The sequence below is a fragment of the Aurantimonas sp. A2-1-M11 genome, assembly GCF_036549475.1.
Classification (GTDB): domain Bacteria; phylum Pseudomonadota; class Alphaproteobacteria; order Rhizobiales; family Rhizobiaceae; genus Aurantimonas.
In genome coordinates, this window is the sequence record NZ_JAZHLI010000008.1 from 12,124 (window position 1) to 37,506 (window position 25,383).

28 protein-coding genes are annotated in these 25,383 nt (G+C 65.1%); 16 read left to right on the forward strand and 12 right to left on the reverse strand.

Translation table 11 applies throughout. The features are described 5' to 3' along the window. The first annotated feature begins 160 nt into the window (after window positions 1-160). The 4 genes from choW to VQ042_RS25940 all read left to right on the forward strand — a co-directional run bounded on the left by choW (window position 161) and on the right by VQ042_RS25940 (window position 2,916). Window positions 161-1,003, forward strand: a complete 843-nt coding sequence (gene choW / locus VQ042_RS05380; protein ID WP_331816361.1) for a choline ABC transporter permease subunit — start codon at window positions 161-163, stop codon at window positions 1,001-1,003. Beyond that, entirely contained in the window at window positions 1,000-2,052 is a 1,053-nt protein-coding gene (gene choV, locus VQ042_RS05385) for a choline ABC transporter ATP-binding protein (protein ID WP_331816363.1), read from the forward strand. The genes choW and choV overlap by 4 nt, the downstream gene beginning before the upstream one ends. 63 nt (window positions 2,053-2,115) lie before the next feature. Further along, complete coding sequence (locus VQ042_RS05390) at window positions 2,116-2,274, forward strand: hypothetical protein (protein WP_331816365.1); 159 nt, start codon at window positions 2,116-2,118, stop codon at window positions 2,272-2,274. A 6-nt stretch (window positions 2,275-2,280) separates the two neighbouring features. After that, complete coding sequence (locus VQ042_RS25940; RefSeq protein ID WP_442880037.1) at window positions 2,281-2,916, forward strand: phosphatidylglycerophosphatase A family protein; 636 nt, start codon at window positions 2,281-2,283, stop codon at window positions 2,914-2,916. Here the strand turns inward: VQ042_RS25940 and VQ042_RS05400 are convergent. The 6 genes from VQ042_RS05400 to VQ042_RS05425 form a co-directional block, all read right to left on the reverse strand. Beyond that, a complete protein-coding gene (locus VQ042_RS05400; RefSeq protein WP_331816369.1) occupies window positions 2,825-3,829 on the reverse strand; it encodes a dipeptide ABC transporter ATP-binding protein in 1,005 nt (334 codons plus the stop codon). The two genes, VQ042_RS25940 and VQ042_RS05400, sit on opposite strands and share 92 nt — an antisense overlap. Further along, complete coding sequence (locus VQ042_RS05405) at window positions 3,826-4,821, reverse strand: ABC transporter ATP-binding protein (RefSeq protein ID WP_331816371.1); 996 nt, start codon at window positions 4,819-4,821, stop codon at window positions 3,826-3,828. The genes VQ042_RS05400 and VQ042_RS05405 overlap by 4 nt, the downstream gene beginning before the upstream one ends. Before the next feature lie 4 nt (window positions 4,822-4,825). Then, window positions 4,826-5,767 carry an ABC transporter permease subunit gene (locus VQ042_RS05410; RefSeq protein ID WP_331816372.1) on the reverse strand — a complete coding sequence of 314 codons (942 nt, stop codon included), beginning with the start codon at window positions 5,765-5,767 and terminating at the stop codon, window positions 4,826-4,828. A 9-nt stretch (window positions 5,768-5,776) separates the two neighbouring features. Continuing rightward, entirely contained in the window at window positions 5,777-6,784 is a 1,008-nt protein-coding gene (locus tag VQ042_RS05415; protein ID WP_331816373.1) for an ABC transporter permease subunit, read from the reverse strand. 127 nt (window positions 6,785-6,911) lie between these two features. Beyond that, window positions 6,912-8,507: an ABC transporter substrate-binding protein gene (locus VQ042_RS05420; protein WP_331816375.1), complete on the reverse strand. Its 1,596-nt coding sequence runs from the start codon at window positions 8,505-8,507 to the stop codon at window positions 6,912-6,914. Window positions 8,508-8,603: 96 nt separating this feature from the next. After that, on the reverse strand, window positions 8,604-9,770 hold the full coding sequence (locus tag VQ042_RS05425) for an Mrp/NBP35 family ATP-binding protein (protein WP_331816377.1): 1,167 nt from the start codon (window positions 9,768-9,770) through the stop codon (window positions 8,604-8,606). A 231-nt stretch (window positions 9,771-10,001) separates the two neighbouring features. Between VQ042_RS05425 and VQ042_RS05430 the strand changes: the two genes are divergently transcribed. After that, window positions 10,002-10,820, forward strand: a complete 819-nt coding sequence (locus tag VQ042_RS05430) for a HugZ family pyridoxamine 5'-phosphate oxidase (protein ID WP_331816379.1) — start codon at window positions 10,002-10,004, stop codon at window positions 10,818-10,820. A gap of 28 nt (window positions 10,821-10,848) precedes the next feature. Here VQ042_RS05430 and VQ042_RS05435 read toward each other — a convergent pair whose 3' ends face one another. The 5 genes from VQ042_RS05435 to VQ042_RS05455 form a co-directional block, all read right to left on the reverse strand. After that, window positions 10,849-11,157 (reverse strand): hypothetical protein, encoded by a 309-nt coding sequence (locus VQ042_RS05435; RefSeq protein WP_331816382.1) that lies wholly within the window; start codon window positions 11,155-11,157, stop codon window positions 10,849-10,851. 105 nt (window positions 11,158-11,262) lie between these two features. Next, a complete protein-coding gene (locus VQ042_RS05440; protein WP_331816384.1) occupies window positions 11,263-11,547 on the reverse strand; it encodes a hypothetical protein in 285 nt (94 codons plus the stop codon). A gap of 127 nt (window positions 11,548-11,674) precedes the next feature. Beyond that, window positions 11,675-11,998, reverse strand: a complete 324-nt coding sequence (locus VQ042_RS05445) for a hypothetical protein (RefSeq protein ID WP_331816386.1) — start codon at window positions 11,996-11,998, stop codon at window positions 11,675-11,677. 78 nt (window positions 11,999-12,076) lie between these two features. Continuing rightward, the gene (locus VQ042_RS05450; protein ID WP_331816388.1) at window positions 12,077-13,090 is read right to left on the reverse strand and encodes a sensor histidine kinase; all 1,014 of its coding nucleotides are present in this window, start codon (window positions 13,088-13,090) and stop codon (window positions 12,077-12,079) included. A 257-nt stretch (window positions 13,091-13,347) separates the two neighbouring features. Next, window positions 13,348-14,142, reverse strand: a complete 795-nt coding sequence (locus VQ042_RS05455; protein ID WP_331816581.1) for a response regulator — start codon at window positions 14,140-14,142, stop codon at window positions 13,348-13,350. Between the two features lie 354 nt (window positions 14,143-14,496). Between VQ042_RS05455 and VQ042_RS05460 the strand changes: the two genes are divergently transcribed. The 7 genes from VQ042_RS05460 (at window position 14,497) to VQ042_RS05490 (ending at window position 17,456) form a co-directional block, all read left to right on the forward strand. Further along, the gene (locus VQ042_RS05460; RefSeq protein ID WP_331816390.1) at window positions 14,497-14,679 is read left to right on the forward strand and encodes a NepR family anti-sigma factor; all 183 of its coding nucleotides are present in this window, start codon (window positions 14,497-14,499) and stop codon (window positions 14,677-14,679) included. A 6-nt stretch (window positions 14,680-14,685) separates the two neighbouring features. After that, window positions 14,686-15,237 carry a sigma-70 family RNA polymerase sigma factor gene (locus VQ042_RS05465; RefSeq protein ID WP_009210302.1) on the forward strand — a complete coding sequence of 184 codons (552 nt, stop codon included), beginning with the start codon at window positions 14,686-14,688 and terminating at the stop codon, window positions 15,235-15,237. A gap of 164 nt (window positions 15,238-15,401) precedes the next feature. Next, on the forward strand, window positions 15,402-15,758 hold the full coding sequence (locus VQ042_RS05470; RefSeq protein WP_331816394.1) for a DUF883 family protein: 357 nt from the start codon (window positions 15,402-15,404) through the stop codon (window positions 15,756-15,758). 2 nt (window positions 15,759-15,760) lie between these two features. Continuing rightward, window positions 15,761-16,210 carry a hypothetical protein gene (locus VQ042_RS05475; protein ID WP_331816396.1) on the forward strand — a complete coding sequence of 150 codons (450 nt, stop codon included), beginning with the start codon at window positions 15,761-15,763 and terminating at the stop codon, window positions 16,208-16,210. A 70-nt stretch (window positions 16,211-16,280) separates the two neighbouring features. Next, window positions 16,281-16,727, forward strand: a complete 447-nt coding sequence (locus tag VQ042_RS05480; RefSeq protein WP_331816398.1) for a host attachment family protein — start codon at window positions 16,281-16,283, stop codon at window positions 16,725-16,727. Between the two features lie 66 nt (window positions 16,728-16,793). Continuing rightward, window positions 16,794-17,033: a hypothetical protein gene (locus VQ042_RS05485; RefSeq protein ID WP_331816400.1), complete on the forward strand. Its 240-nt coding sequence runs from the start codon at window positions 16,794-16,796 to the stop codon at window positions 17,031-17,033. Between the two features lie 54 nt (window positions 17,034-17,087). Next, entirely contained in the window at window positions 17,088-17,456 is a 369-nt protein-coding gene (locus VQ042_RS05490) for a hypothetical protein (protein WP_331816402.1), read from the forward strand. Window positions 17,457-17,548: 92 nt separating this feature from the next. Here VQ042_RS05490 and VQ042_RS05495 read toward each other — a convergent pair whose 3' ends face one another. Continuing rightward, the gene (locus tag VQ042_RS05495; RefSeq protein WP_331816403.1) at window positions 17,549-18,463 is read right to left on the reverse strand and encodes a diacylglycerol/lipid kinase family protein; all 915 of its coding nucleotides are present in this window, start codon (window positions 18,461-18,463) and stop codon (window positions 17,549-17,551) included. Window positions 18,464-18,667: 204 nt separating this feature from the next. On the opposite strand from VQ042_RS05495, the gene VQ042_RS05500 reads away from it, so the two are divergent. From VQ042_RS05500 to VQ042_RS05515, 4 genes are all read left to right on the forward strand, one after another. Further along, window positions 18,668-18,832 (forward strand): DUF1328 domain-containing protein, encoded by a 165-nt coding sequence (locus VQ042_RS05500; protein WP_331816404.1) that lies wholly within the window; start codon window positions 18,668-18,670, stop codon window positions 18,830-18,832. Between the two features lie 190 nt (window positions 18,833-19,022). Further along, a complete protein-coding gene (locus VQ042_RS05505) occupies window positions 19,023-20,555 on the forward strand; it encodes a PRC-barrel domain-containing protein (protein WP_331816405.1) in 1,533 nt (510 codons plus the stop codon). A gap of 234 nt (window positions 20,556-20,789) precedes the next feature. Further along, complete coding sequence (locus VQ042_RS05510) at window positions 20,790-22,133, forward strand: efflux RND transporter periplasmic adaptor subunit (protein ID WP_331816406.1); 1,344 nt, start codon at window positions 20,790-20,792, stop codon at window positions 22,131-22,133. Beyond that, entirely contained in the window at window positions 22,130-25,297 is a 3,168-nt protein-coding gene (locus tag VQ042_RS05515) for an efflux RND transporter permease subunit (protein ID WP_331816408.1), read from the forward strand. Before VQ042_RS05510 ends, VQ042_RS05515 begins: the two co-directional genes overlap by 4 nt. Window positions 25,298-25,383 lie beyond the last annotated feature (86 nt).

The window sequence follows — 25,383 nt, forward strand, 5'->3', positions numbered from 1 at the left end:
GACCCCGACATGAGGACGCCGGGTCGTTCGCGGCCCGGCCTGCCGTTTGATCGAATTGCCCCTGTCGGCGCAGCCTCGCCGGACGGCCAGCAGGCGCGACGACCTCCGTCGTCATGGCGTCCGCCAGCCGTGACGCGATCCTGGAAGGACCCTTTCGCCCGTGCAGTGGCTTGTAGATCACCCGCTCCCGATCGGCGACTACGCCGAAGCCTTCGTCGATTGGCTGACGGCCAATTTCACCTTTCTCTTCGACGCGATCCGCGACGGGCTGGGCGCCTTCATCGACGCCATCCTCTTCATCCTGCAATGGCCGCACCCGCTGGTGGTCGTCGCGGTCTTCGCCGCCATCGCCTATGCCGCACGGCGCTCGATCCCCATCGTCATCTTCACGGTGGCCGGCCTCCTGCTGATCATCAATCTCGGCTTCTGGGAGGACACGACGGAGACCCTGGCGCTGGTTCTCGCCTCAACCGCCGTGTGCATGATCATCGGCGTGCCGGTGGGCGTGGCCGCCGCCCGGCGCGAATGGCTCTATGCGATCCTTCGGCCGATTCTCGACCTGATGCAGACGATTCCGACCTTCGTCTATCTGATCCCGGCGCTGATCCTGTTCGGCCTCGGGCTGGTGCCGGGCCTCGTGGCGACGGTGATCTTCGCCCTGCCCTCGCCGATCCGGCTGACGCGCCTGGGCATCGCCTCGACGCCGCGCCAGTTGCTCGAGGCCGGCGACGCCTTCGGTGCAACGCCGATGCAGCGGCTGATGACCATCGAGATCCCCTATGCCCTGCCGCAGATCATGGCCGGTCTGACCCAGACCATCATGCTGTCCCTGTCGATGGTGGTGATCGCGGCCCTCGTCGGCGCGCCGGGTCTCGGCGTCCCCGTGCTGCGCGCCCTGAACACGATCAATATCGGCCAGGGCTTCGAGGCCGGGCTGGCGATCGTGCTCCTGGCCATCATCCTCGACCGGTTCTTCCGCATCGACGAACAGGGACGTTCATGAGCCCGATCGTATCCTTCCAGAATGTCTCGATCGTCTTCGGCCGGAACCCCGAACAGGCGCTGCCACTGGCCGACGCCGGCAAGAGCCGCGCCGAGATCCGCGACGAAACCGGCGTGACCCTGGGCGTCGCCGATGCCTCCCTCGACATCAACGAGGGCGAGATCGCCGTGCTGATGGGCCTGTCCGGGTCCGGCAAGTCGACGCTCCTGCGCGCCGTCAACGGGCTGGCACCGATCACCCGCGGCAAGGTGCTGATCGATACCGGCAAGGGCATCGTCGATCCGAAGGATTGCGGCGCCAAGCGGCTGCGGGACCTGCGCCGGCATGAAGTCGCGATGGTGTTCCAGCAATTCGCGCTGCTGCCCTGGCGCACCGTCGCCGACAATGTCGGCCTGGGCCTCGAGTTTTCCGGCATCCCGCGCCGTCAACGGCGCGAACGGGTCGTCGAGCAGCTCGAACTCGTCGGCCTCGGCGACTGGGTCGACAGCCGCGTCGGCGAATTGTCGGGGGGCATGCAGCAGCGCGTCGGCCTGGCGCGGGCCTTTGCCACCAATGCGCCGATCCTTCTGATGGACGAGCCATTCTCGGCTCTCGATCCCCTGATCCGCTCACGGCTGCAGGACGAACTCCTGGAGATCCAGCAGCGGCTCAAGAAGACCATCATCTTCGTCAGCCACGATCTCGACGAAGCCTTCAAGATCGGCAACCGCATCGCGATCATGGAGGGCGGGCGCATCGTGCAGGTCGGCACCGCCCAGGACATCGTCCTGCGTCCGGCCGACGACTATGTCGCCGACTTCGTGGCGCACATGAATCCGCTAAACGTTCTGACTGCAGCGGACGTGATGAAGCCCTATGACCGCACGGACGAGGCAAGCCCGGCCAATGTGGCGCAGATGGCCGAGCCGGAGACGCCGCTGAAGAAGGTGATGGCCGCGGTCAGCGGCGGCAAGGGTACGGTGGTGGTCGCGCGAAAGGGCGAAATCCTCGGCCAGATCAGCCCGCAGGAGATCGTCGACGCACTGGAGCGCCATCAGGTTAACCAGTAACGCCCTCTACCCTGCATCGATCGCGCACCTTTGCCTGTTTGCCTCACCTGAACGGCTGGCAGGTTGGACGTTGGTTTCTCGTTACAATGCGGACCGATCTCCGGCCGCGAGTGCCCCTATCTGCAAGGATCCGTCATGCTCAAATTCTTCGCCAGCGCCGTTGGCATCATCTTTCTCATCGGGCTTCTCGTGGTCGTCGGCCTGCTGATGCTGATCTTCTGACCGGCGTTGGATGAGACTCTCAGACTGCTGGAAATCCCGGACGGTCTGGCGTGGTCCAGCCCGTCACTGTGGCTGTCGACATGGTTCGGCGCCGGTCTCGTCAATCCGCTCCGGGCAGGGCTGGCCATCGCGACGGCGGTGTTCGCAGCCTTGCTGTTGCGGCGCCGCAGATGGTTGGCCGTGGTCCTGGCGGCGGTGACCGGCGCCGGTACCATGGGCGTCATCCTGTGGGACGGCGCGACCGGTACCGGCGATGACCGACGCATCGTCGTCGACGAGGTCGCCGGCTTCCTTGTCGTAGCCTTGATACTCGGCGCCGCCCGATGGCAGCGTCTTCTGTTGGCCGCGCCGATCTATCTCGCCATCGATCGCTGGAAGATCTGGCCGCTGGACTGGCTGGAGACGCTTCCTGGCGCCCTCGGGGATGGGCGACGATATGGGCGCCGCGCTGCTCACGATCCTGCTTTTTCTCGCTGCCGAGCTGCTCAGGCCCTCCGGCACGGCTCACCGCGCCCGGTCATAACGCCCGGGCTCGGCCGGTCCCGCTGGCTCAGGCCTGGATCAGCGTCTCGGCCCGCGCCGGTGGTAGCCGTCCTTCGTCGACCGCGAAACAGGCGACTTCGGTCGCACCGTGCCGCTTGAGCACCGGCAATTCCGAGCGGCAACGATCATTGGCGAAGGGGCAGCGCGGGTTGAACGAGCAGCCAGGTGGCGGGTTGAAGGGCGACGGCAACTCGCCGGTCAGGCGGATGCGCTCGACCTTCTTCGTGGGGTCGGTCGCCGGCGTCGCCGACAGCAGCGCCCGCGTGTAGGGGTGCAAAGGGTTGGCGTAGAGCGCGTCGACCGGGGCGATCTCCACCGGCCGGCCGAGATACATTACCATTACCCGGTCGGCGACATGCCGGACCACCGAGAGGTCGTGGCTGATGAACACGTAGGTCAGGCCGAGCCGGTCCTGCAGGTCGGCAAGAAGGTTCAGGATCTGCGCCTGAATCGACACGTCCAGCGCCGAGACCGGCTCGTCGAGGACGAGGATCTTCGGCTCGAGGATGATCGCGCGGGCGATGGCGATGCGCTGGCGCTGGCCGCCGGAGAACATATGCGGATAGCGGCCGTAATGCTCGGGCCGCAGCCCGACTTCGGCCAGGGCCGCCTCGGCCTTCGCACGGCGCTCGGCGCGCGACAGACTGGTGTTGATCTTCAGCGGCTCCTCGATGATCGTGCCGACCTTCTGGCGCGGGTTCAGCGCGCCATAGGGGTTCTGGAAGACGATCTGCACCGTCGAGCGCAGCCGCTTGGCGTCGCCCTTGTCCTTGCCGGTGATCCGGACGCCGTCGATGTCGAGTTCACCCGACGACGGCGTCTCGATCATCGTCAGCAGGCGGGCAAGGGTCGACTTGCCGCAGCCCGATTCGCCGACGATCGCCAGCGTCTCACCTTCCTCGACCGAGAAGCTCGCTTCCTTGACGGCCTTGAGCTCCAGTTGCTTGGCGAACATGCCGCGCCGGACCTCGTAGACCTGGCTGACGTCCTTGGCCGTGACGATGGCGTTCATCGGGCAGCTCCCTGCGCCTGGGACGCTTCGAGCGGCGCGTTCATCGGGTAGTGGCACAAGGCTTCGCCGAGCGCCGTCGGCTGGCGTGGCGGCACGATGGTGCGGCAGCGATCGTCGGCCTTCGGGCAGCGCGGGTTGAACAGACATCCATTCGGCCGGTCGCCCTGCCCCGGCACGACGCCCGGAATCGTCGGCAGGCGGTCGCCGGTCGAGCGTTCGGGGATCGCGGCAAGGAGGGCCGCCGTATAGGGATGGTGCGGCGTCTCGAACAGGCTCGCCACCTTCTGGCGCTCGACCTGCTGGCCGGCATATTGCACGACGACTCGCTCGGCCGTCTCGGCGATGACGCCCATGTCGTGGGTGATCAGGATCATCGCCATGCCATGGGATTTCTGCAGGTCGAGCAGGAGATCGAGGATCTGCGCCTGGATGGTCACGTCGAGCGCCGTCGTCGGCTCGTCGGCGATTAGCAGCTTGGGATTGCAGGCGGTCGCCATGGCGATCATCACGCGCTGGCTCATGCCGCCGGAGAGCTGATGTGGAAAGGCCGTGAGCCGGCGCTCCGGCTCCGGCATGCCCACCTGCTGGAGCAGTTCGATGGCCCGGTGCTGGCGCGCCTTGCGGTCGAGATCGGTATGCGCCTTCAGCGCCTCCTTGATCTGGAAGCCGACGTTGAAGCACGGGTTGAGGCTCGCCATCGGTTCCTGGAAGATCATCGCGATGTCTCGTCCGATGATCTTGCGGCGATCGCGACCGGCCATCCGCTGCATGTCGTGGCCTTCGAAACTCATCTCGTCGGCAGTGACGGTGGCGCTCGGCGGGAGGAGTCCCATGAGGCCGAGCATCGCCACCGACTTGCCGGAACCCGACTCGCCGACGATGCCGACGACTTCGCCGGGATCGATGGTGAGATCGATGCCGTCGACGGCCTTGAACGGGCCGGATGCCGTGGCGAACGTCACGGAGAGATTGCGGATCGAAAGAAGGGGCATGAGGTCAGCTTCGTTTCATCTTCGGGTCGAGCGCGTCGCGCAGCCCGTCGCCGACGAGGTTGATCGCCAGCACCGTGATCAGGATGGCCAGGCCCGGGAAGGTCACCACCCACCAGGCGCGCAGGATGAATTCGCGCGCCTCGGCCAGCATGGTGCCCCATTCCGGCGTCGGTGGCTGGGCACCCATGCCGAGGAAGCCGAGCGCGGCGGCGTCGAGGATGGCGTTGGAGAAGGACAGCGTCGCCTGGACGATCAGCGGCCCGAGACAGTTGGGCAGGATCGTCACGACCATCAGCCGCAGCGGGCCGGCCCCGACGACTCGGGCGGCCGTGACGTATTCTCGCTGCTTCTCGGCCATCACCGAGGCGCGGGTGAGCCGGACGAAATGCGGTTGCAGCACCAGGGCGATGGCGATCATTGCGTTGAACAGGCCGGGTCCGAGCACCGCCACGAGAACCAGCGCCAGAAGCAGCGACGGAAAGGCGAGGATGATGTCCATCACCCGCATGATCACCGTATCGACCCAGCCGCCGACATAGCCGGCAATGAGGCCGAGCGAGATGCCGGTCGAGACCGCGATGACCACCACGACGACGCCGATGAACAGCGAGTAGCGCGCCCCGTAGATCAGCCGCGAGAGGATGTCGCGGCCGACCGGGTCGGTGCCCAGCAGAAAGGTCATCTGCCCGCCATCCTGGAACGCCGGCGGCACCAGCAGCGCATTGGTGTTGGTCAGGATCGGCGAATGCGGCGCGATCAGCGGCGCGAAGATCGCCGCGAGGACCACCAGCGTGAACACCACGAGACCGCCGACGGCGCCCTTGTTCTCGGAGAAGTAGAACCAGAATTCCTTCAGCATCTCGCGCCGCACGTTCTTCGGCGGCTCGCGGTCGGGAATGTCGGCGCCGATGCCTTCGGCAGCTTCCTGCGCTTCGATATGGCTCATCAAGGCCTCCTATTGCGCCCTGACGCGGGGATTGATCACGCCGTAGAGAAGATCCACGATGAGATTGACGAACATGATGATCATGGCGATCAGCAGGAGCCCGCCCTGCACCACCGGGTAGTCGCGGCGGAAGACGCTGTCGACCATCCACTTGCCGATGCCCGGCCATGAGAAGATCGTCTCGGTCAGGATCGCGCCGGCGAGCAGGACGCCGACCTGCAGGCCGATTGTCGTGACCACCGGGATCAGCGCGTTGCGCAGCGCATGGACGCCGACGACGCGGCGCTGCCCGAGGCCCTTGGCGCGTGCGGTCCGCACATAGTCCTCGCCCAGCACTTCCAACATGGCCGAACGGGTCTGCCGGGCGATGACGGCGAGCGGGATGGTCGCCAGCACCACCGACGGCAGGATCAGATGCGACAGTGCCGAGGTGAAGGCACCGGCCTGGCCGGAACGCAGGGAGTCGATCAGCATGAAGCCGGTCGTGGACGGGAAATAATACAGCAGCGAAATGCGGCCCGAGACCGGGGTCCACTGCAGGACGCCGGAGAAGAAGATGATCAGCAGGAGCCCCCACCAGAAGATCGGCATCGAATAGCCGACGAGAGCCGCGCCCATGATCGACTGGTCGAACCAGGAGCCGCGCTTGACCGCTGCGAACACGCCGGCGGGAATGCCGAGCACGATCGCCAGCACCATGGCGCAGAAGGCGAGCTCGAGCGTCGCGGGGAACAGCGTCAGGAACTCGTCGAGCACCGGACGCCGCGTCGTGATCGACTGGCCGAAATCCCCCTGGAACAGTCCGGTGAGGAAATTCCAGAACTGGATCGGGAGCGGCCGATCGTAGCCGAGCATCGCCGACAGCTCGGCGTGACGTTCCGGCGAAAGACCGCGCTCGCCGGCCATCATCTGCACCGGATCGCCGGGCAGCAGGCGGATGAAGAAGAACGCCACCAGGGCGACGCCAATGAAGGTTGGCACCAGGATGGCGATACGGCCGACGAAGAAACGTAACATGGAACCGTTCTACATGTTTTTGCGGGCTGCGACATGCCGCCAGGCGCAGCCGACGCGCGGCGCAGGCCCCCCAAACGAAGGAGGGGCGGCTGACGCCGCCCCTCCTCTGGCTAACCGTTGGAATGCGTTACTCGGTGATGTCGACGCCGTCAAAGGTCATGTCGCCGAGCGGGCTCTGGACGAAGCCCGTCACGTTGGAGCGCATCGGCACGTAGACCACCGAATGGGCGATCGTGGCCCAGGGAGCCTCGCGCTTGAAGACGACCTGCGCCTGCTCGTAGAGCTCGGCGCGCTCTTCCTGCGTCGGCTTGGACTTGGCTTCCTTCACGAGGGCGTCGAATTCCTCGTTGCACCACTGCGCACGGTTGGCGCCGCCGACGGCGTCGCAACCGAGCAGCACGGCGAGGAAGTTGTCCGGATCGCCATTGTCGCCGGTCCAGCCGAGCAGCACGGCGCCATCGCGGTTGGTCTGCGACGAACGCTCCAGATACTCGCCCCACTCATAGGAGACAATCTCGACATCGACGCCGATTGCGCCGAAATCCGCCTGCATCAATTCGGCCATGCGCCGGGCGTTCGGGTTGTATGGCCGCTGCACCGGCATCGCCCAGATCTTCATCGACAGGTCGGTGACACCGGCCTCCTCGAGTGCGGCCTTGGCTGCCTCGGGATCGTATGCGTCATCCTCCAGCGCGTCGTTGTAGGACCACATCGTCGGCGGGATCGGTGCCTTGGCGACTTCACCGGCACCCTGGTAGACCGCGTCGATGATCGCCTCCTTGTTGATCGCCATGTTGAGCGCTCGGCGCACTTCCGGCCGATCGAACGGCTCCTGCTGGGTGTTGTAGGCGAAGTAGCCGACATTCAGGCCTTCCTGATCCAGCACGGTCAGGTCAGGGTTGTTCCGCAGGCTCTCGAGATCAGCAGGATTCGGGTAGGCCATGATGTGACACTCGCCGGCAAGCAGGCGCTGCTGGCGAACTGAAGCATCCGTGGTGATGGCGAAGACCAGATCGTCGATCGGCTGCACGCCGTCCCAGTAGTCGTCGAAGGATTCGTAGCGGATCACGGCATCGGCCTGATAGGCGACGAACTCGAACGGTCCGGTGCCGATCGGGGCCTGGTTCAGCTGCGCCTGCTGGTTGTTCTCCGCGAGCTGGTCGGCATATTCCTTGGACAGAATCGAGGCAAACGGCATCGCCAGATTGGCGATGAACGGCGCTTCCGGACGGGTCAGCGTGAAGCGGACCGTCAGGTCGTCGACCTTCTCGATCGACTCGACGAGTTCCGGCATCGACATGGAGTTGTAGTACTCCCAGGACGCGCCGGCGACATACTGGTGATACGGGTTCTCGCTGTTACCCTGGCGCTCGAAGGAGAAGATCACGTCGTCGGCGTTCATGTCGCGCGTCGGCGTGAAGGTCTCGTTGGAATGCCACTTCACACCCGGCCGCAGCTTGAACGTGTACTGCAGGCCGTCTTCCGAGATTTCCCAGCTTTCGGCGAGGCCCGGTTCGGCCTCGGTGGTGCCCTTCTTGAACTCGGTCAGGCGATTGTAGATCGGGTGGCCGGACGCATCGAAGGTCGTGCCGGCGGTATAGAGCGCCGGGTCGAAGCCCTCGGGCGAGCCTTCCGAACAATAGACGAGCGTCTTGGCCGAAGCGGCCGAGCCGAGCGCGATGGTCAGCGCGGTCGCGGCCAGCAGCCGGGTTGCAATCTTCATGGATGATATCTCCGAATAGCGATGCGGATCGAGAATCCGCGGAGGCCGGCATCCCACAAGGTTTGCAAAAATCATGCAAGCGCAATTTTTGACCAGTTATTCAAACACGATCTCGGGCGCCTGCGACGCCGTGGCGCCCAGTTCGAGCTGCGCCAGAGCCCGGGCGGCGATGTCCTTATAGATCGTCGCGTGTGGGCCGTCGGAGTCGCTGGCCACGACCGGCTGACCGCTGTCCGAACTCTCGCGAATCGCCATCTCGATCGGCACCTCGCCGAGGAACGGGACGCCCAGCCGTGCGGCCTCCTCGCGTGCGCCGCCGTGGCCGAAGATATCGTAGCGGTGCCCGGTATCGGGGGCGATGAAATAGCTCATGTTCTCGACGATCCCGAGCACCGGCACCTCGACCTTCTGGAACATCGCCAGGCCCTTGCGCGCATCGATCAGCGCCAGATCCTGCGGCGTCGAGACGATGACGGCGCCGGCCAGCGGCACGTTCTGCGCCATGGTCAGCTGCGCGTCTCCGGTGCCCGGCGGCATGTCCACCACCAGAATGTCGAGTTCGCCCCATTCGACCTCGCGCAACATCTGCGTCAGGGCGGACATTACCATCGGTCCGCGCCAGATCATCGGGGTCTCCTCGTCGACGAGGAACCCCATTGACATCGCCTTCAGGCCATAGGCTTCCAGCGGGATCATCGTGCGCCCGCCCGACGTGCGCGGCTTGCCCTTGAGGTTGAGAAGACGCGGGATGGAGGGCCCGTAGATGTCGGCGTCGAGAATGCCGACCTTCATGCCCACCGCCGCGAATCCGAGGGCCAGATTGACCGCCGTGGTCGACTTGCCGACGCCGCCCTTGCCCGACGCGACGGCGACGATCCGGGCGATGCCGGGAATACCGGGCTTCGGTGACGGCTTGCGCGGCGGAGCGGGCCCGGTGGCCGGCGCTTCGCCCTGTCGGATGGCCTCACCGGGGCGCCGCGCAGGCTCTGGCCGGGGCGGTGCTGATCCGGCGGGACGCTCTGCGGTCAGGGCAACGAGCGCATTCGAAATGCCCGCGATCCCGGCGACGGCAGCTTCGACGCTGCGGCAGAACGGTTCGAACCGCTCGGCCTCGGCGGCCGGCACCGACAGGGAGAAGAACGCCTTGCCGTCGGCGATGAAGATGTCGGAGACCATGGCGCGCGAGACGACGTCGCCCTTGCCGTCCGGCGCGTCCATCCCCTTGAGGATGGTCAGGATGTGCGTCTTCTGTGCTTCGCTCACTCTCGACTCCTTGAATGCTGTTTGCCCGCGGGCACGCGGCGCCCCTCGCGGGAACGTCTTGCCTGGCCATGCGTACGGCGCAGACGCGATGCGCCTGCCGGGCCATGCCATGCCAGTCGATGCGCAACCGCTGATATCGTGCGTCGAGCGGGATATCCAACCGGGTCCGGCGTATCCGGGTGGTCGCCGGAGCTGCGTGCGCTCCTCCAGCCGCCGCGCTATGCTGGCGGCATGACCAGAGCAGATGATTCATCACTCGGCAGCATGACTTCACCGGAAGACACCGGAGAGGCCACGCAAACCGGCGTTGCCAGTGCGACGCAGATGCCGCTGCAGCCCGTCGATGACGCGGCCCGGCAACTGGCGCGTTCCCTCCTGCGCAGCGCGCGGGACGGCGCCCTGGCGGTTTCGCGTCCCGGCGACGGACATCCGGCTGCGAGCCTCGTATCCGTCGCCACGGATTTCGAAGGCCGACCGCTGCTCCTCGTCTCGGCGCTTGCCCTGCATTCGGCAGCGCTCGACGCCGATCCGCGCTGTGCCCTGCTGGTCACGCGCGGCGGCAAGGGCGATCCCCTCGCCCATCCGCGCCTCACCCTGTTTGCGTCCGCCAGCGTCGTCCCGGCCGATCATCCCGAGCGCGAGACGCTGCGGGAGCGCTTCCTGGCGCGCCATTCGAAGGCAGCGCTGTATGCCGATTTCGCCGATTTCCGCCTGATCCGGCTGACTGCGGAATCCGCGTCGCTGAATGGCGGGTTCGCCCGCGCCTTCGCGCTGGATGCGGCCGATGTCGTGGACGCACCCGCGCCCGAACTGGCGCGCACTGCGATCAGGGCGCGCGATCATATGAACGACGATCATCGCGACGCAATCGATGCGCTGGCGGCAAACGCCGGTCTCGCCGGAACCGGCTGGCGCATTGCGACCATGGACCGGACGGGCTTCGAGATCGCGCGCGGCGATGTGCTGAAACGGATCGAGTTCGGTCTCGACGCTGCGGAGGCTGGCTACCGTGATGCCTTCGTGTCGCTTGTCCGCGGACCAGCTGGCTGAGAACAGCGCCGGTGAAGCGCCATCTCCGTCAGAGCCCGTATTCGTCCGGACATGCTGCACGGAACCGCAAATTCGTGCCGCCGCGCACGTAGATGCATTGCCCGGTCGCGTTGGCGGCCTCGCCGATCACGCGATCGTCCGGTCCCGCGGTCGTCTCCGGCAGCCGGCCGACGCGATACGGCGCAACGTCCGCGCCTTCCAGCCCGAAAACTGCGCCAAAGGCCGGCGGCAAGCCAGTCCCGCCGCATCCCGAAAGAAGCAGAAGGCCAACCATCGCGGTGGCAATGCTGAACGGCCGACATGGCCGTCCACCCGACTGCCGCTTCATGCTCGTCATGTCCACCCGTCTCCTCGCGCCTGAGGCGCATGCAAACGAAAACGGTCGCCGAGCGCAAGCTCGACGACCGTCGATCACATCAGCGGGTGCTGAGACCCGATGAAATCAGTAGCCGGCCGGGCAACGGTAGACGTTGCCGTCGGAATAGCGGCAGTAACCCTCGCGCTCCCTGGAGCGGCCAACCACGTTACCGGCGATGGCGCCACCAGCGGCACCGATGGCGCCGCCAATCAGCGCGCCTTCGGCGTTACCGCTCACGCCCGCTCCGATCGCAGCGCCACCAAGGCCGCCGAGCGCCGCACCGCCAGCCGTGTAACGATCTTCGGTCGTGCAGCCCGAAGCCGCCAGGGTCAGTGCGGCAACGGCCGCGATCGAAAGCTTCTTGAACATGTTTCCACCTCTCACAAACACAAGCGTCCCACTGCAAAACGCTTCACCGTCGGTTTGGTTCCGCCGCGTCTTGCGTTAAGTTACGTGACGGACGCAAGAACGCTCACGACTGATGGCGCGCTTGCGATCAGCGCGAAGCCACGATCTGGGGCTCGGCGTCGAAAGTGATCAGCAGCTGGCCGTCACGGCTGACAGCCCAGTCGATCGAGGCAGACTGCTCGAACACTTCCTCGTCGACAGCCTTGCACGCGCCGAAGACCTTGCGCTGGTCCGAACCGGTCAGCCGGATCTGCAGGGCCAGATCGCTCTGGCATTCGGCTACGGTTTCGTAAGCGGGGACGGGAACCGGAATTTCCTTGCAGACGGATGCATCGCCCGAACATCCGACCAGCAGCATGAAAGCAGCAACGTGTTCCATGGAACCTCTCCTTTTGTCCTCATAACGGGCCATCGCGAGAGTGGTTCCGCCCTTGACAGGATCGGATGCTGTTTTTCGACGACTATTAGGGGCACAGGTCGCAAAACGACGCTACGTCACGTCGACCTTGCCGGTTTCCGCGCTTGTGACGTCGCGATCGCCGTTCGCGGTGACCTCGTACTGTGCCGCGGGAATGACGAGTGTGTAGCGGATCCCGTCGGGCAGATATTCGAGCTTGGCCTCGCCGCCGACGGCGTTCGGCACGATGCGCTCGAGTGTCGATGTCCCAAAGCGCGGGTCGCGTTCCAGCCTGACCCGAGGGCCATTGCGCTCCTGCCAGACGAAGACCAGCACCTGCTCGTCCTCCTGCCAATCGAAATAGGCGCGGATCGAGACGAGTCCGCCGGGAACGGACAGCGATCCGTAGGAGGCGGCATTCACTGCGAGTTCGTGGAGGGCCAATCCGACATGCAGGGATGCGGTGGGCGACAGATAGACGTCGAGTGCATCGACAGTTATCTGCTCCATCCCGTCCGGTGCATAACGTTCAACCTGCATCTGGACGAGGCTCATCAAATCCGCGCCGCGCCAGTCGGCATCGGTCACGATATCCTGGGACGATGCCAGCGACTGGATGCGCCCACGGAAGCGGACCAGGAATTCGGGTACGGTGACGGAATGGCGGGCGGTCTGGCTGGCCAGGCTCTGGATGATCGCCAGAAGATTCTTCGAGCGGTGCGACAGCTCGCGCAGCAGCGTCTTGAGCGTGTCCTCCCGGCGCTTCTGCTCGGTGATTTCCACCGAGGTTCCGATGAGGCCGCAGATCTTGCCGTTCTCGTCCTCGTCGACATCGATGCGAATGTCGTACCAGCGCACCAGACCCGCAGTCATGGTCGACAATTCGAACCGGGCCGGCTTGCCGGTGTCGATCACCTCCTGCTTCAGCGTTTCCGATCGTTCGGCCACGCTGGCCGGCAGGATGTCGTGATCGCCCATGCCATCGACCGCCGACGCCAACCAGGACCCGCCCGCATTGTAGATCCACGCATAGCGCAGATTGCAGTCCTGAGCGAAGACGGAAACTTCCGTGTTCGCGAGCGCGCGCAAGACCTTGTTCGCTAACATCGTATGCTCAATCGACACGATCGTAGCAGATGGACACTGCTACTATCCCGGACGGCGCATCGAAACACGAGGCGACCGTCCGTACTCAAATACATCCTGTCCCGCCCGGTCGGGCGACCATCCCCGGGATTGCGCGGTATTTGCCGCACCGGGGAAGCGACACGCGTCACCTCGATGATGACGCAGCGCCTCCTGCGGGCGGCGTCATCCCTGCATCGGGACGACGTGCTGCACATCGGGGCCGCCGACCGGCCCGGTCAGGCCGCCGCCTTCTTGTCGGTCTCGAAGAACAGCGCCTGGCTGATCAGCGCCTTGACCATGTCGGGGTTGAACGGCTTGGTCACCAGGAAGGTCGGCTCGGGCCGTTCACCTGTCAGAAGCCGTTCCGGAAACGCGGTGATGAAAATCACCGGTACCGAGACCTTGTTCAGGATATCGTTGACCGCATCAATGCCCGAGCTGCCATCGGCGAGCTGGATATCGGCCAGCACCATGCCCGGCCGCTGCTTGTCGAACAGGGCGATCGCCTCCTTGTGGGTCCGGGCAATACCCGTCACCGCATGGCCGAGGCTTTCCACCATCTGCTCGATGTCCATCGCGATCAGCGGCTCGTCCTCGATGATCATGATCTCGGTCGAGACCTGACGGCCGATATCGGTGCTCGCCTGATCGATCAACTCGGAGAACCGCGTCTCGTCGATGCTGAGGATCGAGGCGGCTTCCTCGGAAGTGAAGCCCTCCACCGCGACCAGCAGGAATGCCTGACGCGGCAGCGGCGAGATGGCTTTCAGATTGTGCGAAGCCTTCTCTTCCCATGCAGAGGTCGGCGCATCCTCACGGATGTTCACCTCGACCGACTGCCAGAGCGACGAGAAGAGCTTGTAGAGAGAGATCCGCGGAGTCTGCTCGTCCGAGAACAGGCTTGGATCGGCAATCAGCGTTTCCAGCACCGCAGCCACGTAAGCATCGCCACTTGCCTGCGAGCCGCTTAGAGCCCGGGAATAGCGCCGTAGATACGGGATATGCGGCGCTATGCGGGATGACATCGACATATAAAAACCCCTCGAATCGATCGAGACAAACTCGTTCACAATGCGGTCGGAAACGTCTCCAGCGAAATAAAGTTCCGAGCATGGGGAACTTCCGACGCCTCCGTGCCCTTTCAGATGGGATGTGGAAGTCGGAAGAAAACCTCGGCGCTTGAATTCCATGGCGAAATCGCTGTGGAACTTGAGGCGCCGAAATGTGCGTCTATATTCCGGCCTCGACTGGAAGCAATGCGAGCGATAAATGCCTACGATGCCGAAAGCCAGCTGTCACGACCTGAAAAGTGCGCGCCGCTCCGGGACTGCCGCAACCGTGCTTCGAGACGCGTGATGGATGATCGCAAGAGCAAGGACGAGAGCATGCAGACTTCTCAGACACAGCGGTCCGAACGCTCCTCCGACAACGGTGTCCAGTCGGCGATCGGCAAGCGTCTGAAGGCCTATTACGACGATGTGGCGAGCGAGCCCGTGCCAGATCGCTTCCTGTCGCTGCTTGATGCGCTGGACGCGGCCGAATCGTCGTCCAAGGCCGGCAGCAAGTAGGCTCCCATGACAGAACAGACGGATTTCCGTAGCGATCTGATCGCCATCATCCCGAATCTCCGCGCTTTCGCCGCGTCGCTCGCCGGGTCCTTCGACCGCGCCGATGATCTGGTTCAGGAGACGCTGGTCAAGGCGTGGGACAAGCAGCACACATTCCAGCCCGGCACGAACCTCAAGGCGTGGCTGTTCACGATCCTGCGCAACGAGTTCTATACGCAGATGCGCAAGAAGGGCCGCGAAGTGCAGGACGTGGATGGTATCCATGCCATGCAGCTGGCCGGACATCCCGAGCAGCACGGGCACCTTGACCTACAGGATTTCCGCAAGGCGCTGGACATGCTGCCGGACGACCAGCGTGAAGCGCTGATCCTCATCGGCGCCTCGGGCTTTTCCTACGAGGAAGCTGCCGAAATCTGCAAATGCGCCGTCGGCACCATCAAGAGCCGCGTCTCACGGGCCCGTACGCGCATCGGCGAACTCCTCGGCATCGAGGGCGATGGCGAATACGGTCCGGACTCGATCTCTTCCCAGATCATCGGCGTCGCGCCGGCGGCCTGATCGCCGGCACCATGTCCACGCGCAGCCTCGCGGCAGTGTGCGAAAACCCCGGCGGCGCGAGGGAACCTCGAAGCCGCAAATTAGTTTCAGTCAGAACCGGATCGGCCGTTTCCACTGGAAGCGCGCATCACCGGCCGGTCAGTTTCATTCGAATGAGGTCCAGCATGGTTTCCGACACCACTCCCAACAATTTCGAGACCAGCGGCACCCCGGGAGGGGCTTCCAAATCGGCGGACAAGGCGGATCTGGAGAACCAGATCGACCATCTGCGCAAGGATCTTGCCGGCGTTACCGAGGCGCTGAAGTCGCTCGCCTCACATCAGGCCGACGACGCCCGTCGCAACGTCTCTGCTCTTCGCGACGACGTCCGCGAGCGGGGTGAGCGCTACATGCAGCAGGCACAGGACGCCGCGTCCGACCTGGAGGAGCAGTTGAGCGAACGCGTGCGATCCGAGCCGATCAAGAGCGTCCTGATCGCGGCCGCCGCCGGTTACCTCTACGCGCGCATCTTCCGCCGCTGATCATGCTCTCCCAGCTGATTACGAAGCTGATCACCGGCGAGGCAGGCACTTTCTTCGCACGGATGAAGCGGGTCATGGGGCTCTACGTGGTCATGGCGTTCTTCGCCCTTGCCACGCTCATGTCTCTGCTTCTGGCACTCTATGTCTTCTTGGCGCAGGTTTACGGGCCCCTGCCCGCAGCGCTCGGCTTTGCCGCAGTCTGGTTCGTTCTGGTCATCGTGACCTGGATCGCGGTTATCATCGCGCGTCGCCCACCGAAAAAGCGGGCCGACGACAGGCTCCAGCGGGATATCGCGTCCATCGCCGGCGTTGCGGCAATGTCCAACCTGCCGCTGATCCTGGGAACGGTGAAGCGTCGGAAGAGCCTGCTTCTGCTTCCCGCAGTCGCGGCCGGCGGTTGGGGTATCTGGCGGGCTATCGGCGCCTACAGACGGGACAGCCGCTACGACTAGGGATCTGGCGCCTCAAGGCGCCAGCCCGATTTGGGACCGAAGGCTTTCGGCAACAGAACGAGGTGGTTCAATGACCAGACCGACGATCGATCACGACACGTGGATCCTCGTTGCGGATGGGCAGAAGGCTCTGTTTCTCCGGAACGACGGTGACGACGAGCTTCGGAACTTTACCGTCTGCCGGGTCGAAGAACAGGACAACCCGCCGACCCGCGACCAGGGGGCCGATCGCCCCGGTCGTATGGGCGACGCGGGGTCCGCGCACCGCTCGGCGGTTGCCGACACCGACTGGCATCAGCTCGCCGAGGATCGCTTTGCCAAGGATCTCGGCGAGATGCTTTACAAGATGGCGCACAAGAACCGGTTCCAGAAGCTGGTGATCGTCGCGCCGCCCCGGATCCTCGGTGAGCTTCGTCACGAACTGCACAAGGAAGTGCTGGACCGGGTCGTAGGCGAAGTGCCGAAGACTCTGACCAATCATCCGATTGATCGGATCGAGACGCTCCTCGGCGACTGACGCGGCGTGCGCCGAATGCCAGATTCCTGGCCCTTTTTATCCAGCAGAATTTTTGAGGAATTTCCTATGTCCAAGATTGATCCGGAGCGCGCCCGCCAGGGCGAAAAGGGCACACCCGTCCTGATGATTCTCCTCGCCGGTCTGGCGCTTTGTGCCGTCGTGTTCGCCGGTCTTGGAATCTACGCCTGGACGATGCCCGACGACACGATTGGGGCCGGGAGTGAAGTTGCCGAAGAACAGGTCGAAGCTCCCGCGGCCAATGGCGACGACCTCGTGACTCCGCAGGAGTCCGAGACTGCCCAGTAGTTAAGCCATGCGACATGCGTTCCTGACCGGGGCGCGAACCACAGGAGACGCGTCATGTCCGATCCGAACGAACATCCGCAGAGCGAGGTGGTTGCCATCGATCAGGAGCCCGGTGGCGACGCAGACCAGCCGGGCATCGCCCAGCCAATCTCGCGCGACGAGATCGATGACCTCATCAACAATTCCCAGATGCCGATCGAGGAGCGCGAAGCGCGGCTTCACGAGATCGCGCAGCGCCTCGGCACCCGAGAGAACATCGATCTCGGCGACGAATTCGATCCGATGCGCGAGCAGGTCAACGAGGCGCTCAACATGCTGGCGAGCGGCGGCCACAGCTATGGCACGCTGGACAGCACCGGTTTCGACCCGGACGATCGGTCCGACTCCCAGCCCGCGGACGATACGGGCCCGTCCAAGGTCTGACACCCGCGCACATAGTACCGGCGCGCCGGCCACCGGCGAGTTCGATTATCCATCTTCGGGAGGTGCGGTCCCGCCGCACCTCTCTTTGCGTTTCAGCGCAGGTAGGTAGCGTCGGATGGGACCAGCACGCTCAGGCCCAGCGGCCGGAGCGTGACCGTCATCTCCGGTTCGATATCCACCAGCTCGCCATCGCGGACAGCCCGTTTGTGGTGGTGGCGTCCCTCGTAGAAAATCCGGACCTCCTGCGCGGTCGTCACCTTCAGGCTGGAATTCTGGCGCCAGCCGCCGAGCATGATGTCGACGGCGACCTTCAGTACCGAACGCAGATCGCGGTCGACGCAGATATAGATGCCGAGCTCGCCGCCCTTCGGGTCGTCGGCATAGGGAATGTGCCCGTCGCCATAGAGGTTGTTGGAGATCGCCACTGCCGGCGTGGTGATCCGCTGGACGACACCATCGATTTCCAGTTCCAGATCAACGACAGGAAAGCGCCGCAGCGCCATGAACACCGCCCGGCTGGTGGCAATCAGCTTGCCGATCCGCGAGGCGTAGGTGATGCGTTTGCGCATCCGAACCATGCGAGCATGCAGCCCCACGGCATATTGGTGGACGAAGGGCTTGCCGTTGACTGCGGCGATGTCCACGGCGGTGATCTCGCCGGAAGCGAGCGCCGCCACGGCCTGCTCCAGCGCCAGCGGGATCTGCAGCGTCCGGGCAAACAGATTCATCGTGCCAGCCGGGAGGATGCCGAGCGCGATCCGCCCATCTGTCAGCGCCTCGGCCGCAGCGGACACGGTGCCATCGCCGCCACCGACGAGGAGCACGTCGAGATCGTCCCGGGCCGCCGCCTTCGTGATCGATGCGACGATCTCTTCGCCGGAACAGCTTTCGACCGTCAGCTCATGACCATGAACCTGGAACTCGTCATGCAGCAATGCGGCCAGCTGCTCGAGATTGGTCGTCTTCAGGCTGCCGCCGTCACGATTGAGGAGGGCGAGAATCTTCATGTCGGCTTTCCGGGGAGCGATTGCAGGGGTCGTGCGGCCGACCACTAACTAGGTCGCTTCTGTAACACGGCTAACCCCCGGAAACAGCAGGCGACGACATTCGTAATGGTTGCCGATCGGAACCATTCCCGCTGGGTGGACATTCTCTGTCATTATACCGCCAATAGGCGCGCGTTCCCGCTCGCCGGCTCAAGGGAGATCGCCATGATCGAATGGATCGTCATTCTGCTTATCGTCGCCGCCGTCGCCAGCCTGCTCGGCTTTCGCGGCGTGGCTGGCGCGTCCGCCAGCATCGCGAAAATCCTGATCTTCATCGTGCTGGTGGGACTGCTTCTGATGCTGCTGTTCGGCGTGCTCATTTTCGCCTGACACGGTCAGAAGCACACGGGAGGGACATTGCCCGCCCGAGGGCGATCCGGTCGCAAAAATCGGCGCTCTCACCGGGAACCTAACGGGCCGCCAGTTCTTCCTAGGCCAGATGCCGCGCGACACATGTTTTCGACGACTCTATGCCGCGCGGCTATCGCCTATCGGAACCAATAGACCAGGAGGTCTTACCATGATCCGCAAGTTGCTTGCCACCACCGCTCTCGCATCTGTCATCGCAACCGGTGCGTACGCGCAGGACGCCGCCGGCACGCCGGCCGCGACCGCTCCGGCCCAGGCCGAAGCTCCGGGTATCGCCACATCGACCGCATCGGCGGGTCAGTCCGGCAACTACCTGCGCAACCTGACGGCCGATGAGTACCTCGCATCGGAAATCAACGGTAAGACTATCTATGCCAGCGAAGCCGAGGATGCCGAGACGGTCGGCGAAGTCGAAAATCTCCTCGTCGGCAGTGACGGCACGATCGTCGCAGCCATCGTAAGTGCCACGGTCAACGAGGAGTCGCGCCGGGTTGCGATCCCGTTTGACCAGATCTCCTGGTCGATGAACCAGGATCTGGAGGTGCGTGCGGTACTCAGGGATGGCGTGGAGTTGGCCCAGGCGCCCGAATTCACCATGCCGGAAGCCGTCGAGGCCGCCGCGACTGATACGGGCGTGAGCAATGATGCCGTGAGCACGGGGACTGCTTCCACGCAGCAGCCCGAAACCGCTGCTGCTCCGGCAGCTCCTGCGGACACGGCCGGCACGGCGTCGCAGCCGATCGAGACCGCATCGGCCGCCGACGGCGAATATGCGCGCAGCGTCGGTCCGGACCAGTATCTCAGCCAGAACCTTGTCGGAGCGGTGGTCTACTCTGGTCCGGGCGAGGATGCAGAAAGCGTCGGTGATATCGCCGATCTGGTGATCTCCTCCGATGGCCAGGTTGAAGCGGGCATTGTTGGCGTCGGTGGCTTCCTCGGCATCGGCGAAAAGGATGTTGCGGTACCGTTCGACCGCCTGCAGATGACCCGACAGGATGACGAGATCCGCGTTGTCGCTTCGGCGTCGCGTGAGGAACTCGAGCAGGCCACGTCCTTCGAGGACGAGCGCCCGGCCGAGATTGCGGCATCTCAGGGTGTTGAAGCCACCGATACCGCCGCAGCACCGATGGAGCCCACCGAGCGCGTCGCGCTCGGCTCGGACGAGACGACGGAAGCCCTTGAGGGTGCCGCCGCAGCGACGGGTTCGGACGCCGGTACGGAAACGGCAACCAACACCAACGCAGAGAGCGAGACCACCGCGTCCCTCGGTGGCATCTCGGAGCGCTCGCAGATGCAGCCCGTCACGGACGCGGCCGAGCTTACGGCGGACAATCTGTTGGGGACGACGGTGTACGGTCCGGACGACTCCACGGTCGGTGACATCGGCGACATCGCGATCAGCCCCGAAGGTCAGGTCGACGCCGTGATTGTCGACGTGGGTGGCTTCCTCGGCATTGGCGAGAAGCAGGTCGCGGTTTCCATGGACAACCTGCAGTTCATGCGGGACGCGAACGGCTCCATGTATCTCTACACGCAGTTCACCGAGGAACAGCTCGAGAACGCGCCTGAGTACAACGCCGACACCTACGCGGAAAACCGCGGGACCATGCGGATCCAGAACAACGGCATGACTGGTCAGACTGAGATGGCGCCGACATCCGATACTCCTGGCATCGCCGACTGAGCGATACGCGTCGCAACATCGAAAGGGTCCGCTACAAGGCGGGCCCTTTTTTGCGTCCGGATGCGACCGAAAGGCGCAGTCGATGCGGCGAATGCCGCCCTTGTGATCGCGAGGTTGCGTCTGGATTACAGTTCGTAACAAAACCAGCGGGAAATGGTCGGAATCTCCCCTATAGTGTCGGCATCTGATGGCGTCGCTCGGGCGCTGCACAAACATCGACGCCTCAAGGTGCCCATGGGTTTTCTGAAGCAGATCCTCGTGACGATACTGGTTCTCGTCGTCGCTGGTGCGGGATACATCAAGTTCGACCCTTCGGCGGGTAGGGCACTGCTCGATTCCGATCTTCCCCTGCCCGATCAGATGCGGTCGGCGATCCTGTGGATCTCCCCCGAAGCCGGCGAACCCGCCGCGGAAGTGGCCAGCGGCGAGAGCGGGCCTGGTCGTCGCCGGGGCGGCGGCGGCACCATGGTCGTCACAGCGCCCGTCACCACCGGCTCCACCCGCACCCAGATGCGGTCCATCGGCAGCGGCGAAGCGGCGCGCTCGGTCGTCGTCCATCCGGACAACACCACCGGCATCATCGAGGAGGTTGCGGTGCAATCGGCCGATGTCGTGGAGGAAGGGACCGTGCTCGTGCGGCTGGAACGGGCGAGCGAGGAACTGGCGGTCGACCGGGCGCGGATCGCGCTCGACGCGGCCGAGGACAAGGTCGCCCGTTTCGAGCGGCTGCGCCAGGCCAACACGCTCAGCGCCGTCGAAGTCAACGACGTGATGCGCGAGCGCGACAATGCCAGGCTCGACCTGCGGGCCGCCGAGATCGCGCTGGGCAAGCGCGACATCCGCGCGCCGATCCCCGGGCGGGTCGGCATCATCGCGGTCGACCGCGGCGACCTCGTCTCCACCGACACGGTCATCGCGACGGTCGACGACCGCGAGCATCTGAAGGTCATCTTCTACACGCCTGAAAGCTTCGTGCAGCAGCTTGCAATCGGCACCAGGGTGGAGGCGGTCTCCACCGCCCAGCCCGACACGGTCTACGACGGCGAGATCACCGCCATCGACAGCCGCCTCGACGAAGCCAGCCGAACCCTGCGCACGGAAGCGCTGATCGACAACAGTGCCGACCAGCTGCGCCCCGGCATGTCGTTCAGCGTGTCGCTCTCCCTCGAAGGCGAGACGTTCCTCTCCGTCGATCCCATCTCGGTCGTCTGGGAGCGAACCGGACCGATCGTCTGGAAAGTCGTCGACGGCAAGGCCGTCAAGGCACCGGTTCGCATCATCGAGCGGACCATCGACCGCGTCCTCGTGGCATCCACCGACCTTGCGGTCGGCGATACAGTCGTCGTCGAAGGGCTGCAATCGGTCCGCGAAGGCGGCCCGGTGGAGATCCTGAATGGCGGTCCCGAGATCGCCGATCCGGCTCCCGCCGAGCCGACACCTTCGGCGAGCACCGCGCCGGCAGCGTCGGGCGGCGACAGCCGCGCCACAGCCGAAAGCCTCGTCGGCATCACGAGGGCCGAAGCCGCCGAACAGCCGCGGACCGGTCAGGATGCGTCTGCCGGAGCCGCACGCCGATGAGCACGCCGCCAAAGCCGGACGGCATCACCGCCTTCACGAGCCTGTTCATCCGGCGTCCGGTGCTGACCATCGTGGTCAACCTGCTGATCGTGGTTGCGGGTCTGGCTGCCTTCAGCGCCATCGAAGTGCGCGAGCTGCCGAATGTCGACCGGCCGGTGATCAGCGTTTCCATCGATTTTCCCGGCGCATCCCCCGAGACCGTCGACCGGCAGATCACCGGCGAGATCGAAAGCGCCGTGGCGCGCGTCTCGGGCATCTCTTCGGTTTCCTCGAAATCGGAATTCGGCGACAGCCGCGTCACGATCGAGTTCACCGACACGACCGACCTCAACGTGGCCGCCAGCGACGTGCGCAATGCCGTCAGCCGCATCGCCAACTCCCCGCCGGAAGGCGCCGAGGAGCCGCGGATCGTCAAGGCCGATGCCGACGCCCAGGCGATCATGCGCCTGGCGGTGACCGCACCAACGATGTCGATCGAGGACCTGACGACGCTGGTCGAGGACCGGATCGCCGACCAGCTCGCGGCGGTCGAGGGCGTCGCCGACCTCCAGATCTACGGCGAGCGCGAGAAGATCATCTATGTCGACGTCGATCCCGACCAGCTGGCCACGCGCGGCCTGACCCTGGGCAACGTCTCGACGGCTCTCCAGAACGCGGCGCTCGACGTGCCCGCCGGCTCGCTCGGCTCGCCGTCGCAGGACCTGATCGTGCGGGCCGATGCCAACGTCACCTCGCCCGAGGAGTTCGAACGCATCTTCCTGGACGACCGTACCCGGCTCCGGGACGTTGCCAGCGTGCGTTTCGGTCCTGACGATGCGGCCTCGCAGCTTCGCCGCAATGGCGAGACCGGCGTCGGCATGGGCGTCGTGCGGCAGGCCGGATCGAGCACGCTCGACATTTCCGACGGCATCCGCGCGGAAGTCGCCAATCTGAACGACACATTGCCCGACGGCGTGACCGTCCGCGTCACCAGCGACGACGCGACCTTCATCAATGGCGCCATCCACGAGGTCGAGATCGCGCTGGCCATCTCGGTCGCCGTGGTGATCTTCGTGATCTTCCTGTTTCTCCTGAACGTCAGGGCGACGATCATTCCGGCCGTCACGATGCCGATCGCGCTGATCGGCGTGGTCGCCTTCATCTACCTCGCCGGCTTCTCCATCAACATCCTGACGCTGCTGGCGCTGGTGCTGGCCACCGGCATGGTCGTCGACGACGCCATCATCGTTCTGGAAAACATCGTGCGCCGCCGTGACATGGGCGCCAGCCCGCAGGCGGCCGCCGTGCTGGGCACGCGCGAGGTGTTCTTCGCCGTGATGTCGACGACGGCCACCCTGGCGGCGGTCTTCGTGCCGATCTCCTTCCTGCCCGGCCAGGCCGGTGGCCTGTTCCGCGAGTTCGGATTCGTCCTGGCGATGGCGGTGGTGATCTCCTCCTTCATCGCCCTCACCCTCTGCCCAATGCTGGCCGCCCATCTCCTGAAGTCCCGGGAAGCCGAGCGGCGACCCGGTCCATTCCAGCGCACGGTCCGCTGGGCCGGATCGCGGCTCGCCGGTCTCTATGCGCTGTCGCTGCGATTCTGCCTCGCCTTCCCGCTGCTGATCGTCGTAGGCGCGGGCATCTTCTCCTTTGCCGCCTATCTGGTCTTCCTGCAGATGCCGCAGGAACTGACACCGACCGAGGATCGCGGCGTCGTCCTGATGAGCATCAGCGCCCCGCAGGGCGCCAGCCTCGACTATACCAATGCCCAGCTTCGCCGCGTCGAGGACGTGGTCATGCCCTATGTCGAGAATGGCGAGGCCGACAACGTCTTCGCGATCTCCGGCCGCGGCTCGGCCAATTCCGCCTTCCTCGTCGTCTCGCTCAAGGACTGGGCGGTGCGCGCCCGCAGCCAGCAGGAGATCGTCGCCGAGATCAACGGCAAGCTGCGCCGTATCACCGGCGTGCGGGCCTTCGCCATCCAGCCCAATTCGCTCGGCATCCGCGGCGGCGGCCGTGGCCTGCAATTCGCCGTCGCCGGCCAGAATTTCGAGGAACTGGCGCAGACCGCCGACAAGCTTCTGGCGGCGATGCAGGCGGATGGCCGCTGGGGCGACGTGCGGCTGTCGGAGGATGCCACCCAGCCGCAATTGTCGGTGCTGATCGACCGGGCGCGCGCGTCCGATCTGGGCATCGACATCGACGGCCTGGCCACCGCCATGCAGGCGCTGCTCGACGGACGCGAGATCGGCCAGACCTATGTCGAGGACAAGCAGGTGCCGATCAAGCTGATCGCCAGCTCCGATCCGGTCAACGATCCCGATGACATGCGCAACATCTTCCTCAAGGCCAGCGACGGGCGCATCGTACCAATGTCCACTGTGGCCAGCGTCGAGGAGAAGCCGATCGCCCCGGCGCTGACCCGCGAGAACCGGTCGCGCGCGGTCTCGCTGTCGGCCCAGATCCCCGATGGCTATTCCATCCAGGAAGGCTGGACCGATCTGCAGGTCTTTGCCGAGGATGTCCTGCCGGCGGACCAGCGCCTCGTGCCTCTGGCCGAAGCGGCGACGCTGAACGAGACCAACAGCGGCCTCGCCCTCGTCTTCGGCTTCGCCGTCGTCATCATCATCCTCGTCCTGGCCGCGCAGTTCGAGAGCTTCGTCTCGGCCTTCATCATCATCGCGACAGTGCCGCTGGGCGTCGCCTGCGCCATCTTCGCGCTCGATTTCTTCGGCATGAGCCTCAATCTCTACAGCCAGATCGGGCTGGTACTGCTGGTCGGCATCATGGCCAAGAACGGCATCCTGATCGTGGAATTCGCCAACCAGCTGCGGGAAGAAGGCCTTCCGGTCCGGGAGGCGATCGAGCAGGCGGCGCTGATCCGGCTGCGGCCGGTGATGATGACCATGATCGCCACCGTCGTCGGCGGCGTGCCGCTGGTTCTCGCCTCGGGGGCCGGCGCCGAGGCACGCGTGGCGCTTGGCTACGTCATCGTCGGGGGTCTCGGCCTTGCCACCTTCTCGACGCTCTTCGTTACCCCGGTCGCCTATCTCATCCTCGGCCGGTTCTCGACGCCGAACGCCGAAAAGACCGCCCGGCTGCAGCGCGATATCGCCGAGGCGGAAGCGGCCCATGCCGAGCGCGGACGCAACCGGGACGACGCAGCGGTGGCGCCGGCGGAATAACCCGGCAGGCACCGCGGACCGATAGGCTCCGAGCGGGCAAGACCACGTCGCCGCTCCCACGATCTCGGGCGAGCGCCGTGCAGCGG